Here is an 18,309-nt window from a genome sequence, read left to right as displayed (position 1 = left end):
TGATTAATTACCCTTTAAAGAGTAATGGCAATAACACGCAGTTGGTCAGAATACTAGCCTGCATACACTCTTGGTTGAGGTAAAATAATGGGGGTGCGCATGAAATTTTAGCTAATCCGTTATTTGAAATAACTAAACATAAATCAGCACATCCTACTCTTTACCCAAACGCTGAATATGCCTCACCATAAACCCAAACATCCCGACTGCAAGTAGCAACGGGGTCCCCCACAACAAAGCATTTTTTAAACTCATACTGGGTTGATACAAAACGTGCTCTCCGTATCGCGCTACCATGTACTGTTTAACTTCGGCATCGCTGCTGCCGGCTTTGATTAGCTCAAACACTCTTAAACGAATGTCTTTGGCGACAGCTGAGTTGGACTCGATTAAATTTTGATTTTGGCACATTGGGCAGCGCAGTGTTTTGGCTAGATGAATGGCCTGCTTTTGTTGAGAGACAGAATCAAACTCAAATAAATCAACGGGATGTGAAATGGATTGATACCCTGATGCCATGCTGACGTTAAGCATGGCTGTTATTAACAAAATCCCAAGACCTAACCGCCATTTCATGCTTGATACTCCTTGGCTACTTTAGGTTGGATGAACCATTGCTTCACTAATACGCCTCGTCCAAGTAGCCCTACTCCTGCGACGATGGTCAATACTGCGCCTAATAATATCCAGCGGATGAAGGCTTTAAACTGCATTCTGACGGCGTAATGCTGAGTATCGAGTTTTTCACCAAGGGTGAGATACACATCGCCATCTAAAAATGGAGTTAATGATGGCTCAGTCATATTCATCACTCGCACTGAGTAAAAGCGTTTTTCCGGCAATGCGATATGCGTTTGACCATTAGGGGCGGTAATTTCGACCACACCTTGTTCGGCGGTATAGTTGCTGGCGATATACAGCTTGGTGTTTTGATAGTGGATTTGATAATCACCAAACTGAACTTGACTGTTTGGGCCCAGTTTTGCGGTGAGTTCATAAGAATAAAAGCTGTTCATGCTAGCACCGAATGCCAATATGGCGACTCCAATATGCGCCATAGACACCAGATACACTTTGTATTTATACACCTGTTTTCTTACGCGAAAACAGCGCGCAATATGGGTAAAGCTCATCCACATTGCCGCCCATGTGGTTAATAAAGCCCAAGCAGACCAAGAGGCAGAGACGTGGCTGTTTCTATGGATATACATCTGCAAAAAGAGCACGCTTAATACGCCGCAAAGGATAAGCGAACCCAACAGAAACTTAACCGGGAATGCGCCCGATTGTGCTTGCCATTTTACTAGCGGGCTAAAGCCCATCACTACCAGTGCCAGTATGGTTAATGGGCCAAACAGTAAATTGAAATACGGCGCGCCGACTGAGATATTACCTAAGCCAAATAGCTGATAAAGCATGGGATAAAAAGTGCCTAGCAACACAATTGCTGTGGCTAACACCAATAAATTAATCGACACTAGTATCAAAAAGTTTTTACTAGAAAAACGTGTAATGGCATTGGATTTTACATAATGTACTCGCGCCACCAGCAAGCCATAAGCACTGATAAATACCACACTTAAAATAGCCAACAGCGCCAGACCTTTACTCGGGTCAACCGCAAAAGCATGCACTGAGGTTAACACCCCTGAGCGCACAATAAAGGTGCCTAAAATACTTAAACAGAAAGTGACAATAGCCAATACAAAGGTAAACACTTTTAGCTGACCTTGCTTGCGACTTGCCATCACCGAGTGCAGTAATGCGGTCGCGGTTAACCACGGCAACAATGAAGCGTTTTCTACCGGGTCCCAAAACCACCATCCGCCCCAACCGAGCTCATAATACGCCCACGCCGCACCTACTAAGATCCCGGCACTTAAAAAGATCCATGCTAATAACGCATGTCGTGTCAGCCTTTCAAACACATCGCCTAGGTTATCTAGTGCCAATAAATAGCCGCAGGTAAGCGCTAATACCGAAGCAAAGCCGACATAGCCAATGTACAACAGTGGCGGATGAATAATCAGCCCGATGTCTTGCAACATGGGATTAAGATCTCGCCCTTGCAGTGGCAAAACCTCATTTAAAACAAAAGGGTTGGAGGCAATTAAAGTAAACCAACTAAATATGGCAACCAGCAATAGCATTAACCAACTGGCATGATAATCGCTGTCTTTAGTGTGTCGCCTAGAGACCAACACCGCCCACCCCGCTAACACCAGTATCCAAAATAACATTGAGCCTTGATGCCCGCCCCAAGTGGCGGCAATTTTAAATGGCAAAGCTAAGGCACTGTTTGAATTGTCGGAGACATAGAGCAGTGAAAAATCATCACTGGCAAAGGCGTAGGCAAGTAATGAAATAGAAATGATCGATGCCAAAAAAGAAATTAAGGCAAACGAGCGTACTAAAGAAGGAGCCCACATTAAGCGATGCTGTGGTGAAGAGTTGCCAGACAAGTAATTCGCTTGACCCGTGTTATCGGTTTGAAAGACTCGCCACTGCGCAACAGTATAGAGACCCACACCAACACCTGCGCTACTGACTATGGCAGTCAGGATCAAACAAAATAAGCCAAGGTTTGCTAGCATGGTCTCACTCATAGAAATAGGCCCAAGCCATTGAAGAAATTCAATTTATACCAATCAGTTATTAGCCGATATTGGGTATTGCTTGGGCATTTTTGGTATCGGTTTATATTACCGTCATTTGCCCTGCGTACAGCACAAATGTTCTCAGCATTAAGACACCGATCAAACTCAAGGTCGTCACCACTAAAATGAAGCCACGATTATGCTTGGTCGTTGCCGAACTAAAGTAGTTCATCGCCAGTGGCAAGAGCATTCCTATGCCCACAACCCCAAACCAGAACCAGTTCGACCAAAAACCGCCACCGATGGCGTTCCATGCGGCCGCCTCATGTTGTCCACCTGCAAAAATAAGCCCAGTAAAAAAGGTCACCAGAACAAATAATTCAAACAACACTACTGGTCGCTCAAAGCTGTGAATCCAAGCCACACTTGGGCTGTAGACACTTTCTTTAAACAGCAAGATGCCAAATAAAAGACACGCCGCAACGCCAGAGGACAAACTAGAGAACAAGAACAAAATTGGCAGTACAGGGTTATTTAGCATCGGATAGGTTTTAAGTGCCGATAATAAGAACCCGGTATAAGCAGCTAAGGCAATCGCCAAAAAGCCTAAGAACAGCTCTAAGCCATTTTCAAAGCGCTTACACTTGAGTAAAACGCCATCAATAAACTGAAAGCGTCCACCTAAGAAGTTCATGATTTGGCTTCTAAATATAATGCCAATCCAAACAAACACTACCGCCATATACACTTGGAATAACAACACGCCCATCGACATGACTGACGTTGGGTTGTAGTAAATCATGATTTTCCAAAAGTCTAACGGCTTGGTTAGGTGGAATATCAGTATTAATAGCCCGAGGATAATGCCAATTGGCGCAATCCAAGCGATCGCTTTGATGATGCCATTTTGCGCCGCATCACCTTCTATCACTTTGCGTTTTAAATATAACCCGACGATGACAGCGCCCGCCGACATACCCGCTAAAAAGAGATAGATCGCGATGATCCAATCCCACACTAAAGAGTCGAAATGAAATGCACTACTCATGTTACACCTCCCCCTTATCAAACGGCACTTTGTAAAGCTGAGGTTTTGTGCCCAACGTTACTTTGTCACGATATACAGGCTTGCTTTTTATCGCCTGAGAAATCGTGCTATTTGCATCATTTAAATCACCAAAAACAAGGGCGCTCGTTGGACAGCTTTCAACACAAGCCGGTTGTTTGCCTTGCGCAAGATTAGTGTCTCGACAAAAGTTACATTTGTCCGCCGCTTTATTTTCAGGATGGAAGAAACGCACTTGATAAGGACATGCCGCTAAACAGTAGCCGCAACCTACGCATTTATCTTTATGCACATCCACAATGCCGGTTTTAGGGTCTTTATAAGCCGCGCCCGTAGGACACACATACACGCAAGGGGCGTTTTCACAATGCTGACAGGAGTTTCGGGTAAAGCGATACTCAACATCAGGGAATTCGCCCATCGGTTCAGAACGATGGATATCTAAGCGACTGACACCTTCTGGCACTTTATTCACTTCTCGGCAGGCGTCGCTACAAGCGGTGCAACCGATACAGGCATTTTCATCGTGTAGCATGCCGTACTTAATGGCCGCTTCTTCTTCACCGCTGGCAAATGAGCGACGGCTTGATAATGCCGCGGTACCCGCTACGCCAGTAGTAAAGATGACGACACCCGCGCCGGTTATGAAGTTTCTTCTAGAACAACTCATATCATCTCCTACTCTTTGGCTTTGTGGTTGAAGTCTGAATGACAGTCCACACACATACCAACGATTGCCTTGTGGTCATGTGACAGCACCTTGGCATCGGTTCCATGAACCGTGTGGCAGTTTGAACAGGTGAGATTCTTAGCATGTACGTCGTGCGTCCAGTTGGCTTCGCGCAAACGTTCCGGCGTATGACAATCAGTACAAGCTGCGTTAGCTTCTAGAATCAGTTCTGGTGGTAGCTGATGCTTATCTGTCCCAACGCGAGACTGTGCATCAGAATATTTGACGACGGTAGAGGCACCGTCTCTGTGATCCGGTCCTATGTTGCTATGACAATCGGTACAATTTACTTCTTTACCGACTTTATCAATAACGTTTTGTCCATGAGATTCAGCTAAAGTGTGTTTAGAATCCTTGTGACACTGAGTACATTTGTAGTCTTTGTCGCGAGTGAACTCTACTTTAAAGCGTTCGGATGTCGCTGAATGGTTCTGGACACCATCATTGGCCAAAGCATTAATAGAATAACCAAATAGGCACAATGCGATTAGAGCTTTAAGCATCGTGGCTATGGTCAATTTAATATTGCCCATTGTATCCTTTCCTTAAATCGAAATATTTTTCTTATAAATATAATTCGACCATCAATTAACAACTCTCAGCCCAATTTATTTCGGGATAAGTGCAATCAATTCTTATTTAGGATAAGCCACAACGCTTTATTTAATAATAGCCTTCAATCACATCCTTCCCTAGTCCAATTGTTCATATTAGTGACCCACCCCTTGTTTATTATTTTTTATATATTTGTGAGAAAATCGAGATAATTCATTAATTTACAAATAGCAATTAATCTCATCTAGAAGCATGAATTCAGAATATTATATAAGTGTGAGTGCGATCTATAGCCATTATTGATTAGGATCAACTTAGTTATGCTTGGCTAATATGAAATCAATCTTTTCATTTATACTGCGACTGTTGGCCGAATTAATGCATATTTTTAATAAGGTCATCACCTCCAATTCTTTTTAGGAACCTGCCCCACAACGCAATTCATAAAATGAAAGTTTGGAGACAATATGGCGAACAAAAAATGGAAACTCGGTGTGTTAGCGCCCATAGCTTTGTTGGGGTTAATCACCCTCAATGCTTACGCGTCAACAGAACAAGAACAGCGCTTTGATCCGCGTAATGCGGCATTTGAACAGGCTCATCCTGATCAATATCAAAGTTGGAAAGCCACCAGCGAAAGTGAAGAAATTGACGATGCTCTAGCAGGAGATCCAAACATGGTGATCTTGTGGGCAGGCTATGGCTTTGCTAAAGATTACAATAAAGCGCGTGGTCACTTTTATGCGGTAGAAGATCTCAGAGAAACCTTGCGCACTGGCGGCCCAACGGACGGAGAGTCAGGCCCTATGCCGATGGCATGTTGGAGCTGTAAAAGCCCTGACGTAGCGCGTTTGATTGATGAAGAAGGTGAAGACGGTTATTTTGCCGGCAAATGGGCTCGTTTGGGCGCAGAAGTGGTTAACCCTATTGGCTGTTCTGACTGTCACAATACCAAAAGCGATAAGTTTAAAAATGGTGAGCCTGAGCTAGCCTTAACGCGCCCTTATACAGAACGTGCGTTTAAAGCCATCGGCAAACCTTTTGAAGAGCAATCACGCTTAGATCAGCAAGCCGGTGTGTGCGCACAATGTCACGTTGAATACTACTTTGATAAAAACGCCAACAATGCAGTTAAGTTCCCATGGGATATGGGCACCACCGTGGGTGAGATGGAAGTCTATTTCGACGCTATCGATTTTGCTGACTGGACGCACGGCGTCTCTAAAGCGCCAATGCTAAAAGCACAGCATCCAGGTTATGAGACATGGCGAGACGGTATTCACGGAAAAAATAATGTCGTGTGTGTTGACTGTCATATGCCTAAAGTAGAAAACGAAGACGGCACTGTGTATACCGACCATAAGATTGGTAACCCATTTGATCGCTTTGAAGATACGTGTGCAAACTGTCATACCCAGAGCAAAGATCAGCTGCAAAACATTGTGTCTACTCGCAAAGCTCAAGTATTAAGCATGAAGCTAACCGCAGAGAAACAAATTGTAGCGGCGCACTTTGAAGCGAAAGCGGCATGGGATGCAGGCGCGACTGAAGAAGAGATGAAGCCTATCTTAACTGATATTCGTCACGCTCAATGGCGTTGGGACTACGCTATCGCCTCACACGGCGTTCATATGCATGCTCCTGAAGTGGCGCTAGAAGTACTTGGTACTGCAGTAGATAGAGCGGCTGATGCTCGAACTAAAGTGATTCGTTTACTGGCGAAGAAAGGCATTACTGACCCAATTCAAATTCCAGACATTTCTACCAAAGAAAAAGCGCAAGCGGTGCTTGGTATGGATATGGAAGGAATGAAAGCGGAAAAAGAGCATTTCTTAAAAACTCTTGTGCCACAATGGGATGAAGAAGCTAAAAAACGCGAAGCAACTTACTAAGTTGTTTGATTGAAGCATTAGGCTCCGTTATCTCGGAGCCTTTTTAACGCGAGGGATTTAATGCTAACAACATATCTGGCTTTCATTGGTGTGGCATTGCTAGCAACCGCTATTATTCACACTGTATTAAGTTCAACGTTGCCCCAGAAATCTAGCCTTAAGCTTTCTGCTATTAGCAGTCTCATGCTATTTATTATCAGTTTCGGCTTGTGGGCAATAGTGCATACCCCTGCGCCTAACGTACCAGTGAGCAAACAGACACAGACCATTGAGGAATTGCTAGAAGAAACACAACAACACCTAACCTCATCTCCCAATGACCCACAAGCTTGGTTTGAACTTGGACAGTTGTACATGCTTCAGTACGAGTTTGATTCTGCCAGCACCTGTTTTGACTATGCGATAAGGCTTTCTAAAACGCCTTATGCTGGACAATTTGCCGCTCTTGCCAGTGCACTTTATTACCAGCACTCTCAAACCATCACCCCGAATGTACAACGTCTACTCGACATGACCTTAGAGATAGATCCTTTTAACGAAACGGCACTGCAACTTATCGCTTCTGATCATTTTCTCAGTGCGCGTTACTCACAAGCAATTACTCATTGGACTATGATTTTAGATTCCAACCATTTAGGCGTCGATAGAGCTAAGATAATCCGTCACATCCAACAAGCTGAATCCTTCATTCGTTAATTTATTCACAACAACTCAGCACAAACCATAAATGCAATCTAAGATTTAACACAATATAAGCACGCCTTCGCTTCTATATGCTAACGCCGAAGGTAGTGTGGTATGCATTTTTATTTGAATAATTTAATCGTACGCCTTTCGTTTTAATTATAGTCTCGGTCCAATTATGTTCGAGTTTCTTGCTAGGTTTTCATAGAGGTAATATAAAGTGCACGAAAAGTTACAGCCTAAATACGGTTTAGGCACAGCAGTGTCACTGGTTGTCGGTATAGTGGTAGGTATTGGCATCTTCTTTAAAACAGGCCCTGTTTTAAGCGCTACAGGTGGCAACGGTACTTACGCTGTTATCGCTTGGGTTCTGGCTGCATTACTGACCACAATAGCGGCTGTTGTAATCTCAGAAATCGCGTCTATGGGTTCTAAAACCGGTGGACTGATGTCATTTAGTGAAACGGCATGGGGCGAGCGCTTCGGCTTTTTCGTTGGATGGGTGCAAACTGTACTTTATATCCCACTCATTCTGTCAGTGATTCTGTACTACTCAACAATCTTTACTTGTGCATTCCTGCAAGTTGAACCGACTACACCACTATTAGCTGGTCTAGCGGCACTTTATTTTGTCGTCTTTGCCGGTGCGAATCTTTTAGCTGAATCGCTAGGTGGCTTGCTACAACGTATTTCAACCATCATCAAATTGATCCCTCTACTGTCTATCGCAGTATTTGGTTTGTTCTATCAAGGTGATGTTGTGACTGCGTCTGCTGATGCTGTTGCCTCTGTAACAACAGTTGGTTTTGGCGCGGCTATTGCAGCAGCATTGATTCCGGTTTTATTTGCCCTTGATGGTTGGATATACGTTACAACTATTGCGCATGAAATCAAAAATCCACAACGTAACTTACCGCTTGCCATGGTTGGTGGCTTAGCCATCATCGGAATTGTATATGTAACCTTCACTTTAGGTTTGCTTTCTGTTTCTCAAGGCCCTGCGTACGTAAACGGTGAAATGGGTGTGTCTCAAGTCGCCAATCTACTGTTTGGTGAAAGCCTAGGTAGAACTTTATCGTTATTCATTGTTATTTCTGCATTGGGCGGCTTTAACGGTTTGATGCTGTTAGGTATGCGTATGCCATATTCTTTGGCTATGCGTCGTAACTTTAAAGGCTCTCAAGCTTTACTTTCTGTATCGCCAAAAACCAACTTACCTGTACGCTCTGGCGTAACCATGCTTGTGCTACTTGCGATCTATATGACGGTTGGGTTTGTATTTGTTGGCACTGGAGTTAATAAAGACATTTTTGATTTGTACGGTGACTTGCCAATCGCAATCGTGTGGATCATCTACGCATTGCTATTTATTGGTGTTTGGAGACTGCGCTTTACTCAACCAAAAGCAAACCGACTTGTTCGTGTGCCAGCCCTGCCTCTATTTGTAATACTTGCTATTTGTGGTACGGGTTATGCGTTATATGGCTTTATTCCTAGCCATGCAACGTCGTTCTTGTTGTCATGTGTGATTGCTTGTATTGGCTTCGTGCTATATGAGAAGTCAACGCCACGCAATAACTGATCTTTAATTTAGATTTCACTTTAAAGGGAATTCGTTGATAACGAGTTCCCTTTTTTTTATAGTGCTTTTCTTCATCTCTTTCGGCCTTATTTCTTTATCCTTCAAGCTCGCCATATATGCAAACTTAGTTTTCATATACAGTGTTTGCGAATTAGATTCACTACTTTAAAATTCACGGCTAATTTTTACGCACTATTTTGAATAAGGTAATAATATGTCAAACAAATTGGCCAATCCTGCTCCACTTGGACTCATGGGCTTCGGGATGACCACCGTCTTGCTTAATATCCACAATGCAGGTTTCTTTCCTATGGATTCTATGATCCTAGCGATGGGTATCTTCTATGGTGGCTTAGGCCAAGTAATTGTTGGCATTATGTGCTTTAAACGTGGCGATACTTTTGGAACAACTGCATTCACTTCGTACGGTCTTTTCTGGCTGACTCTAGTAGGCCTTGTTGTCATGCCGGGTATGGGTCAAGCGGCAAGCCCTGCGGGTTTCATGGCTTGGTACCTAATTCTTTGGGGCGTATTTACTGGCTTCATGTTTATTGGTTCACTACGTTACCCTGTTGCTAAGCAAGTTATCTTTGGTTCTCTAACGATCCTATTCTTCCTACTTGCAGCACACGAAATGACAGGCAACCACACTCTTGGCTTTATCGCTGGTATTGAAGGCATCTTCTGTGGCGCATCAGCAATCTACTTTGCAATGGCTCAACTGCTAAACGCTGAATACGGCCGTGTTATCTTGCCTGTAGGTCGCCCTACTCTTTCAGCAACTGTTGCTGCTGAAGCGCCTGCTAAACAAGTAGCTGCGTAATATAAAACCCAACGGGCACGAGTTGTCTGTATTTGAGTTTTATACATCAGATAATAAAAAGCTCTATAAGGTTTCCCTTATAGAGCTTTTTTAATGTTCATTATTATGGTTTAACTAAACAAAATTATAACGGGTATCTAACCTACGATTGCTATTGATCCTTTGGCTCACGTTTATGTTTTGGCACGTAATTAAGGATGGATATTGGCACTTCTTTACGCGGCGCAAATCCTTCAATTTCACGTCTTTCGATTAAATGCCCGAGACGGCTTTCAATCATGCATAGATTCTTAAAGTTATCTTTTGAGACAAATGAGATAGCTTCACCATTTTTATCAGCACGACCAGTACGACCTATGCGGTGCACATACTCATCAGCGGGGAAAGGTAAGTCGTAGTTAATAACTCTTGGTAGATCGTGAATGTCGATACCGCGAGCACCCACACCGGTGGCAATCATGTATTGAATTTTACCGGCTTTAAAGTCTTCAAGCAGTTGCGCGCGAATATGTTGGCTACGTCCACTATGGAATGCTTCGGCATGAATACCACGCTTTTCCAACTGCGCTGCAAGCTTGGCAGCACCATGCTTAGTTTCAATGAAAATCAGTGCTTGTTCCCACTTATTTTCATTGATCATATGGGCAAGTAACGCTGATTTTTTATCTTTATCAACGGTCACTAGCCACTGCTCGATGTTTGACTTAGAGGCGCTGTGCTTACCGATAGAAATTTCGACCGCACCATCAATGGCACTTTTTGCTAAGTCACGAACAGGATTCGACAATGTTGCAGAAAAGAGCAAGTTTTGAATGTCTTGCGGTAAACGAGCGATGATCTTGTTGATATCTTCAATAAAGCCCATATCCAACATGCGATCGGCTTCATCAAGAACTAGTACTTCAACCTCTTCAAAGTACACCGCTTTTTGACCATACAGATCGATCAAACGCCCCGGTGTAGAAACCAACACATCCACACCATCAACTAAGCCTTGCTTCTGCGGTTGATAATCAACCCCGCCGTACATCGCCATGGAGGTTAGCTTAGTTTCACCAGCGTATTCTTTTATTTTTTCATCAACTTGAATAGCAAGTTCACGTGTTGGCACCACAATAAGCGCACGAATACGTTTTTTACGTTGCGTTTCACCTTTACTCAGCATCTCCAAAATAGGCAACACAAAACTGGCTGTTTTACCCGTACCCGTTTGAGCCGCCGCAATAAGGTTTTTCCCTTCCAACACAATTGGAATTGCTTTTTGTTGGATATCAGTAGGTTTATCGTAACCTACCTTTTTAATCGCATCGAGAATTGGAGCACTCAAACCCAGCTTGGAAAATGACATAGATGACCTAATAGAAACAATAAATTGAGAGCGATATTACCACACCCCACTTGCGGGGTCAGGTCTTGAAATTTGCACTCAATTTGAGTCAACCAAAACTAACGTAAAAATGGAGTGAATTATCACTTATTCAGAACACTTTTAGCGATCTTCTCTAAAAAGAGTTTATTGAGTACAAGATCTAGAGACGTGCAAATTTCAAGACCTGACCCCGCTAGGTAAAACCAACCATTGCTTCACTGCACGTTCAAAACTAGGTCGTTGGATAATTGCATTTTTCCATTGCTCTAAGTTTGGGTAGTTTTCAAAGGGATAATTAGCGGCTTTTAATACTACGAGTTGGGGTATCCACGTAATATCGGCTAAAGAAAAATTCTCACCCACTAGCCACTGGTGATCGCTTAAACGCTTATCCATTTTGGAAAAACATTGATCAATAATTGCTGTAGCCTGCGCTTTTTCTTCCGCAGAAAATCCGTTGTGTGAATTGAAACGTTCATGAAAAGCCAACAAAGCGCTGTCAAAAGTCTGCTTCTCACGGTAATCCGCCATTTCTTGCTCATTACGCTTCATGCCCTGCGGATTTTTAACATTGCTGTACATGTAGGTTTTAATAGAAAGATGATTATCTCGCGCCAAATACATCCATTCATACATTTGTTGCAAATCACACTCATTGCTTGGACGTAAAGAGTTTGGCGTAAACTTCTGATCGATGTAATCAATAATGTCGGCAGAATCGATGATCACCACACCATCATCAACCAAGGTCGGTACCACACCATTAGGGTTAATACCAAAATATTCGGCGGTTAGGTTTTCACCTTTTTGCAAATCAAGAGCATGACTTTCCCATTCTAGCCCTTTCTCTTCTAAAGCAATTCTTACCCGCATCGCACAGTTTGAAAACCCCGTGTGATAGAGATGTAATCCCTTCAATGTTTCTACTGATTTATTGGTTGGTTTAACTATTGGCATAGAGCACCTTACATACAAGTTGATAATATCAATTATAATACCCACATAGTTGTTATTGTCAACCTTAAAGTGAGCAAGTGCGGGGTCAGGTCTTGAAATTTGCACCCTTTGACAACGACGAACGACGACAAGCCCAACTCTAAGGTAAGAGAAGCGTCACATGAAGAGCGATTGCGCTAACATTTTGATTAGTTAGAGAGCGCTAGTTTGAAAACAATTATCTGCAAATTTCAAGACCTGACCCCTCCACATAATCTGGAAAGAATCACCTGCAAATTTCAAGACCTGACCCCGCTTTTGATATGAATCTCTGTGGTTATACGGATACTTTTTGGTGGTTTTTTGTGCTGGTTTTTTAAAATGTTCGCGCGACATTTTCTATTAGCTCATTAGATGCAAGCTACTGATAAGAAAGTATTTATTAACCATACAACAATTATGGAAATTATTTTTGCAATCCAATACCGCTGTCTAAATTGAACTTTTTAAAATTTTATTGTGATAATGGTCACAAGGTTATGAAAACCAACGTAATGTAATTACAATAAATCTAGGAATGACATGAATAAAGTTAAAGCTTTGGTTGCAGCGGGTGTGCTGTTGACGTCGGTTACTGCTTATGCGAACCCAGGTACGCCTGTAAACACAAAACCACGTAGCTATGAGAATCACTCAGACTTCAAACTTGGTGTGGGTTTTGACCAAGGCTTTGGTATCAACGCTGAGCTATACGATACTATCGATGCGTTCATTGGTAATGACGGTGTTTCTGCTGATTACCAAGTCGTAAAAGACAAGCGTTTTGCACCTAACTTACCTTTCACCTACTACGTAGCGGTAGGCGGTTTCTATGACTTTAATAAAACATGGCATGGCGACCATGGTCACTGGGTTTCTCATCCATATGCTTCAGCGCATAACTACTGTGATAGCTTTGATAACAATGGTAATTGTCACCATTGGCACAATGGTTACCGTGATGAAGGTAACGGCTACTACGGTTACTGGGAAGAAAATGAAAGCAACCACTTTAACGATTACGGTATCCGTGTACCTCTAGGTCTTGATTGGCAGTTTGCTCCGCAGTGGGATGGCTTTGCGTCATTGGCACCGCGTGTAAACATCCCTGATAGCTTCCACTTTGGTGTGGATGCGGCGCTGGGTGTACGTTACGCATTCTAATTGATTCAATCTCGAGTGTTGAACTGAACCTAGTTTAAACTCCAAAACGAGATTGATAATTAAGATTAAACCTATCTATAAAGGCAGTGATGATTTAGTCACTGCCTTTGTGTTTATAAATAGTACTAGAAACCACAATTTCCCTTTTTACACTTTTGGCAAACAAAATACCGACTTGCATAATTAAGTCATTGGTATTATTTCCGCTAAACCGGCATAAATGCTATGATCATGCCATTAAAGTGACCACGGCTAGGGCTATTGTGTTCTGTACGCATCAGTACCTCACCCACAACCCTCCTGCCAAGCATCAAATCAAAAGGTATATTTTTCAAATGGTTAATAACACTATTCAGTGGTTCCCTGGGCACATGCATAAGGCGAGCAAAGAAATTGAAGAAGTAATTCCTCAAATCGATGTCATTATTGAAGTCTTAGATGCACGTATACCTTATTCTTCAGAGAACCCTGTTATCTCTAAATTACGAGGTGACAAACCATGTGTGAAAGTACTAAACAAACGAGATTTATCCGATCCCGAGTTAACTCAGCGTTGGATTGACCATTTTGAACTGCAAGATGGTGTAAAAGCGATGGCGGTTACCACTGAAAACCCGCAAGAAATCCATAAGATCATGGAAATGTGTCGCAAGCTTGCACCGCACCGTGAAGCTATGGGTAAAAATATTCGCACTATGATTATGGGGATCCCTAACGTAGGTAAATCTACAATAATCAATACCTTAGCAGGCCGTACCATTGCTCAAACGGGTAACCAACCTGCGGTCACTCGTCGTCAGCAACGCATTAACTTGCAAAACGGTGTCATTCTTTCTGATACTCCTGGAATTTTATGGCCAAAAGTAGAAAACCCGCATAGCGGTTTCCGTTTAGCAGCAACCGGTGCGATTAAAGATACGGCGATGGAATATGACGAAGTGGCTTTTTATACGGTTGAGTATTTAGCACAGCAATATCCTGAACGTCTTAAAGAACGTTACCAACTTGAAGAGTTGCCAGAAACAGAAATCGAGCTTATGGAAGCGATTGGTCGCAAACGAGGCGCATTGCGCTCTGGTGGCCGAGTGGATCTGCATAAAGCATCAGAAATACTGCTGCACGAACTGCGCCAAGGTATTTTGGGTCAAGTGACTCTAGAGTTGCCAGAAATGATCAGTGAAGAGTTAGTCGAAGTAGAAATCGAAACCGCTCGCAAAGAAGAAGCCAAAGCGAAGAAGAAGCTAGAGCGACGTAAACGTTACTTACGTAATAAGCGTTAATCAACAAACATCACTTCCGTCAAAACATAACTGAACCAAAAATAGGTAAATCGCGTCTATTCGACTATATTTCATACAATAATGGAGTAGTTTCTTCAACGGAGGAAGGAACATGATTAGACGCTATTTAGCCCCTGTTTTAGTACTTGCTTTGTTAATTGCTGCCGTATTTGGCGAAGAAGTCTGGCAATTTATCAGTGTTGACCCCATCGGCAGTTTACAAGATGGGGCGCAAGACATCATTAAAGCATTTAACGACTTTATATCAGGTTAATCGCACACGTCCGCAGGTAAGCCCGCGATAGAGAGTAGAATACCTTCCAACTGATCCCATGGAATAAGCTGACTGTCGATCACTTCAAGACGTGATTCAAAACCATCTAAAGACATTTCATTCACCGACACAACGCCATTGGCCACATTAAATGCAAAGCAGCCCTTATCAGTATTGATCACCGCTTTCACACGCTCGGCAGTGATATCTGAAAATAGCGAGAATACATCATCAAAAGGAAACTCAACTTCTGGGCCAAATAGCCAACCACAGCTGAAATAACCCTGCCCTTTGTTCTCTTTTCTTACAAAAGCTTTATTGGGCGGAATAGCAAACTGTGGCTCCATAGCCGCATGATGATGGTGATGTTGTTCAATATCTACCGCAACACTTGGCTTAAGCACTTCATCTAGCAACGCAATATCAAACTCACCATTTGAAGTGGCTTCGACACGATAGGTGAACCCTTGTTCTGCCAGCCAGACTTGCATCGTTTCATTTTGAACTTTATTGGCTAGCTCAGTCTTATTTGCCACGATCACATCGGCCACAGCAAGTTGCTGTTTAAAGTTTTCGTTTGAAGTGTACTTCTCGTCTTCAAAATAACGCGCATCTGTCATTGTGATAGTGGTATGTAGCGCGATATAAGGTTGATATTGTTCAGAGGTTAACGTCGCCATTACCTGTTTAGGGTGGCCTAAACCTGTAGGTTCAATGAGTAGTCGATCCGGTTTTTGACGAAGTAATAAATTGATCCCAACACTCATAGGTACGCCAGCCGCACAGCACATGCATCCGCCCGGAACTTCTTTGATCAAAGCACCTTGTTCAGACATTAATGCGCCATCAATACCAATCTCCCCAAACTCATTAACAAGCACAGCCCAGTTTTCATTTTCTGGTTTGTTCTTTAATAAATTTAAAATCGCAGTGGTTTTTCCGGTGCCTAAGAAGCCAGTGATAATATTAGTGGGAGTTTTAATCGACATAATGCAAAGCCTGAACGAACGAATAGTACAGGAAGTTTACAAGATTCATTTACACCTAGAAAGGTAAAATAGAGGCGCAGAACATAGAGGTGAGAACAATCAACGCAACAAAGGTTGTCCTTAACCTAATTGAGTCGCTCATTTGTGAAGTGATACATTTGCTAAGTGATACATTGAAGACCTCTATTTTATCGCTAGCACTGTTCCCCAAATGTCACCTGCATGAGCGGTAAAAGTACCAAACAAAGCGCATAAAATGCCAATTAACAAGCCCGACATCAAAACATACTCGACTACTTTCATCACAAACCTCACCCACAACCAAAACATACCACTAAAAAGGCGATCAAATTACTCAACAGAACGCCTTAATTTGACTGAGAATTATACATTTATCGCATGAAAAACAAACGATTTACAGATGTGATTTATCGAAAAGCAAGTTTACGTTTTTGGAATAAATAATCGGAAAATTAATGAGGCAGACGGTGATATTATGACTACACTAAATAACACAAAGGCGCACTTTGCATGCGCCTTATGGTCTCGTTACTCAATCGTGAGTTCGCGAATCTCGCGGATAATAAACCGGAGAACATTTAACGAGCTTTAAAGTATTTTAAGCTCTTCAGCTTTGTTGCGATTACACTATGTATTATCTATACGTTATTACTAATGTGTTAATCAAAGTGAGGCAATCCTGTTCTCCCTGTAAGATTTAATCCTTACCTCACCCTTTAACTATGGCTAAGTTTATAAAAACTGCAAGTTTACAATGACAAAATAGATAGATTTTTTGTCATATAAACCATGTACACTAAATGAAAATATACGCTCTATTCTTCAAACGTTATTCATTTATAGACGTACTATTTTACTAGATATTTCACTTAACAATTGGCGCGAAAGGCTCACAACAATGACAAAAAGAGAAAAAATTACACGGTCCCTATTAGCTAAAGTGCCAAAGGATACCATTAGTCAATTTCTCTCTCGCGACAATACTTCCATCTCGATACTATTTATGTCTGTTATCGTTGGCGTTCTCGCAGGCTTAGTTTCGACCTCATTTGAATTCGCAGTCCATTTTGTGTCGGATACCCGTACCGAGTGGCTCAAAGATTCTATCGGCGGATTACCGCTATGGTTAGCTGCGTTTCTTATCAGTGCGGCGTTAGCCTTTGTCGGTTATTACCTAGTGCATAGATTTGCTCCAGAAGCGTCCGGCTCTGGTATTCCTGAAATCGAAGGGGCAATGGACGGAGTGCGACCTGTTCGCTGGTGGCGCGTATTACCGGTTAAATTCTTCGGCGGTACAGGTACGCTTGGTTCAGGTATGGTACTTGGTCAAGAAGGGCCAACCGTGCAAATGGGTGGTGCAATTGGCCGCATGATCAGCGATATCTTCCGTGTTAAAGATGATGATACTCGTCACTCTTTACTGGCATCAGGTTCAGCGGCAGGTTTAGCCGCCGCATTTAACGCTCCGCTAGCTGCTATTATGTTTGTTGTTGAGGAGATGCGCCCTCAATTTCGTTACTCCCTAATTTCTATTAGAGCCGTTATTATTGCGTCTATTTCAGCCACGATCGTTTTCCGCGCTCTGAATGGACAATATGCCGTTATTCAAACGCCACAATACGCTTCTCCAGAGCTATCAACATTATGGCTATTTTTATTACTTGGGGTCATGTTTGGTATATTCGGCGTCGTATTCAACCGTCTAGTGACATTTTCTCAAGACTCATTTGTTAAGCTTCACCAAAATAAACGTGGCCGTTACCTGTTAACCGGTAGTTTAATTGGCGGTACCTTCGGATTAATACTTTTATATCTTCCTGAAGTCACTGGCGGCGGTATTGAATTAATACCAACAATCACTACCGGTGGTTTTAGTGTGAATCTACTGCTGTTTTTATTTGCAGCAAGAATTATCACCACCATGCTTTGTTTTGGTTCTGGTGCGCCAGGGGGTATTTTTGCGCCAATGCTCGCGCTAGGTACTCTATTTGGTTACGCTTTTGGTCTTATTGCACAAGCGGCATTCCCAGACTTACCTATTACTCCAGGCATGTTTGCTATTGCCGGAATGGGTGCACTTTTTGCCGCAACCGTTCGTGCCCCGATCACCGGTATCTTATTGGTTATCGAAATGACCAATAACTATTACTTGATTCTTCCGTTAATCATCACCAGCTTAGGTGCGGTTATTTTTGCTCAGTTACTCGGTGGTCAACCTATCTATAGCCAACTGCTCAACAGAACTCTAAAGAAAACCAAGTTGCGCCAAGACGATCTTCCGACCGAATAGCAAACATATTTGCAATAC

The 18,309-nt window shown here is 42.7% G+C and carries 16 protein-coding genes and 1 pseudogene; 8 read left to right on the top strand and 9 right to left on the bottom strand.

What is annotated here, in order from left to right:
• Window positions 1-153 precede the first annotated feature (153 nt).
• From VHA01S_RS03760 to nrfB, 5 genes are all read right to left on the bottom strand, one after another.
• Window positions 154-576 (bottom strand): cytochrome c-type biogenesis protein, encoded by a 423-nt coding sequence (locus VHA01S_RS03760; protein WP_023403019.1) that lies wholly within the window; start codon window positions 574-576, stop codon window positions 154-156.
• The gene (locus tag VHA01S_RS03755) at window positions 573-2,606 is read right to left on the bottom strand and encodes a heme lyase CcmF/NrfE family subunit (RefSeq protein WP_240432770.1); all 2,034 of its coding nucleotides are present in this window, start codon (window positions 2,604-2,606) and stop codon (window positions 573-575) included. The genes VHA01S_RS03760 and VHA01S_RS03755 overlap by 4 nt, the downstream gene beginning before the upstream one ends.
• Window positions 2,607-2,697: 91 nt before the next feature.
• Entirely contained in the window at window positions 2,698-3,645 is a 948-nt protein-coding gene (gene nrfD / locus VHA01S_RS03750) for a cytochrome c nitrite reductase subunit NrfD (RefSeq protein WP_023403017.1), read from the bottom strand.
• Window position 3,646: 1 nt separating this feature from the next.
• The gene (gene nrfC, locus VHA01S_RS03745; protein WP_023403016.1) at window positions 3,647-4,333 is read right to left on the bottom strand and encodes a cytochrome c nitrite reductase Fe-S protein; all 687 of its coding nucleotides are present in this window, start codon (window positions 4,331-4,333) and stop codon (window positions 3,647-3,649) included.
• Window positions 4,334-4,341: 8 nt separating this feature from the next.
• Complete coding sequence (gene nrfB, locus VHA01S_RS03740; RefSeq protein ID WP_023403015.1) at window positions 4,342-4,926, bottom strand: cytochrome c nitrite reductase pentaheme subunit; 585 nt, start codon at window positions 4,924-4,926, stop codon at window positions 4,342-4,344.
• Between the two features lie 552 nt (window positions 4,927-5,478).
• Between nrfB and nrfA the strand changes: the two are divergent.
• From nrfA to VHA01S_RS03720, 4 genes and pseudogenes are all read left to right on the top strand, one after another.
• Window positions 5,479-6,840 (top strand): annotated as a pseudogene (gene nrfA, locus VHA01S_RS03735) (ammonia-forming nitrite reductase cytochrome c552 subunit); the annotation flags it as partial.
• A 60-nt stretch (window positions 6,841-6,900) separates the two neighbouring features.
• Window positions 6,901-7,536 carry a TPR domain-containing protein gene (locus tag VHA01S_RS03730; RefSeq protein WP_023403013.1) on the top strand — a complete coding sequence of 212 codons (636 nt, stop codon included), beginning with the start codon at window positions 6,901-6,903 and terminating at the stop codon, window positions 7,534-7,536.
• 208 nt (window positions 7,537-7,744) lie between these two features.
• On the top strand, window positions 7,745-9,106 hold the full coding sequence (locus VHA01S_RS03725; RefSeq protein WP_023403012.1) for an APC family permease: 1,362 nt from the start codon (window positions 7,745-7,747) through the stop codon (window positions 9,104-9,106).
• Between the two features lie 214 nt (window positions 9,107-9,320).
• Window positions 9,321-9,929: an acetate uptake transporter gene (locus VHA01S_RS03720; protein ID WP_023403011.1), complete on the top strand. Its 609-nt coding sequence runs from the start codon at window positions 9,321-9,323 to the stop codon at window positions 9,927-9,929.
• A 151-nt stretch (window positions 9,930-10,080) separates the two neighbouring features.
• Here VHA01S_RS03720 and VHA01S_RS03715 read toward each other — a convergent pair whose 3' ends face one another.
• Together VHA01S_RS03715 and VHA01S_RS03710 are read right to left on the bottom strand one after the other, a co-directional pair.
• Complete coding sequence (locus VHA01S_RS03715) at window positions 10,081-11,277, bottom strand: DEAD/DEAH box helicase (RefSeq protein WP_023403010.1); 1,197 nt, start codon at window positions 11,275-11,277, stop codon at window positions 10,081-10,083.
• Window positions 11,278-11,475: 198 nt separating this feature from the next.
• On the bottom strand, window positions 11,476-12,255 hold the full coding sequence (locus VHA01S_RS03710) for a glutathione S-transferase family protein (RefSeq protein ID WP_023403009.1): 780 nt from the start codon (window positions 12,253-12,255) through the stop codon (window positions 11,476-11,478).
• Between the two features lie 561 nt (window positions 12,256-12,816).
• Between VHA01S_RS03710 and VHA01S_RS17770 the strand changes: the two genes are divergently transcribed.
• The 3 genes from VHA01S_RS17770 (at window position 12,817) to VHA01S_RS18305 (ending at window position 14,991) form a co-directional block, all read left to right on the top strand.
• Window positions 12,817-13,437, top strand: a complete 621-nt coding sequence (locus VHA01S_RS17770) for a hypothetical protein (protein WP_023403008.1) — start codon at window positions 12,817-12,819, stop codon at window positions 13,435-13,437.
• Window positions 13,438-13,772: 335 nt separating this feature from the next.
• Window positions 13,773-14,717 carry a ribosome biogenesis GTPase YlqF gene (gene ylqF / locus VHA01S_RS03695; RefSeq protein WP_023403007.1) on the top strand — a complete coding sequence of 315 codons (945 nt, stop codon included), beginning with the start codon at window positions 13,773-13,775 and terminating at the stop codon, window positions 14,715-14,717.
• A gap of 112 nt (window positions 14,718-14,829) precedes the next feature.
• Window positions 14,830-14,991 carry a hypothetical protein gene (locus VHA01S_RS18305; RefSeq protein ID WP_023403006.1) on the top strand — a complete coding sequence of 54 codons (162 nt, stop codon included), beginning with the start codon at window positions 14,830-14,832 and terminating at the stop codon, window positions 14,989-14,991.
• Here the strand turns inward: VHA01S_RS18305 and VHA01S_RS03690 are convergent.
• Both VHA01S_RS03690 and VHA01S_RS18600 read right to left on the bottom strand, forming a co-directional pair.
• The gene (locus tag VHA01S_RS03690) at window positions 14,988-15,980 is read right to left on the bottom strand and encodes a CobW family GTP-binding protein (protein ID WP_023403005.1); all 993 of its coding nucleotides are present in this window, start codon (window positions 15,978-15,980) and stop codon (window positions 14,988-14,990) included. The genes VHA01S_RS18305 and VHA01S_RS03690 overlap by 4 nt on opposite strands.
• A 183-nt stretch (window positions 15,981-16,163) precedes the next feature.
• Entirely contained in the window at window positions 16,164-16,286 is a 123-nt protein-coding gene (locus VHA01S_RS18600; RefSeq protein ID WP_255209301.1) for a hypothetical protein, read from the bottom strand.
• Window positions 16,287-16,899: 613 nt separating this feature from the next.
• Between VHA01S_RS18600 and clcA the strand changes: the two genes are divergently transcribed.
• Window positions 16,900-18,291, top strand: coding sequence for a H(+)/Cl(-) exchange transporter ClcA (gene clcA / locus VHA01S_RS03685; RefSeq protein WP_023403004.1), 1,392 nt, complete (start codon window positions 16,900-16,902; stop codon window positions 18,289-18,291).
• Window positions 18,292-18,309 lie beyond the last annotated feature (18 nt).

This window comes from Vibrio halioticoli NBRC 102217, from assembly GCF_000496695.1.
GTDB classification, from domain to species: domain Bacteria; phylum Pseudomonadota; class Gammaproteobacteria; order Enterobacterales; family Vibrionaceae; genus Vibrio; species Vibrio halioticoli.
The sequence above is the reverse complement of the archived record's forward strand: the minus strand, read 5'-3'. Positions and strand labels throughout refer to the sequence as shown.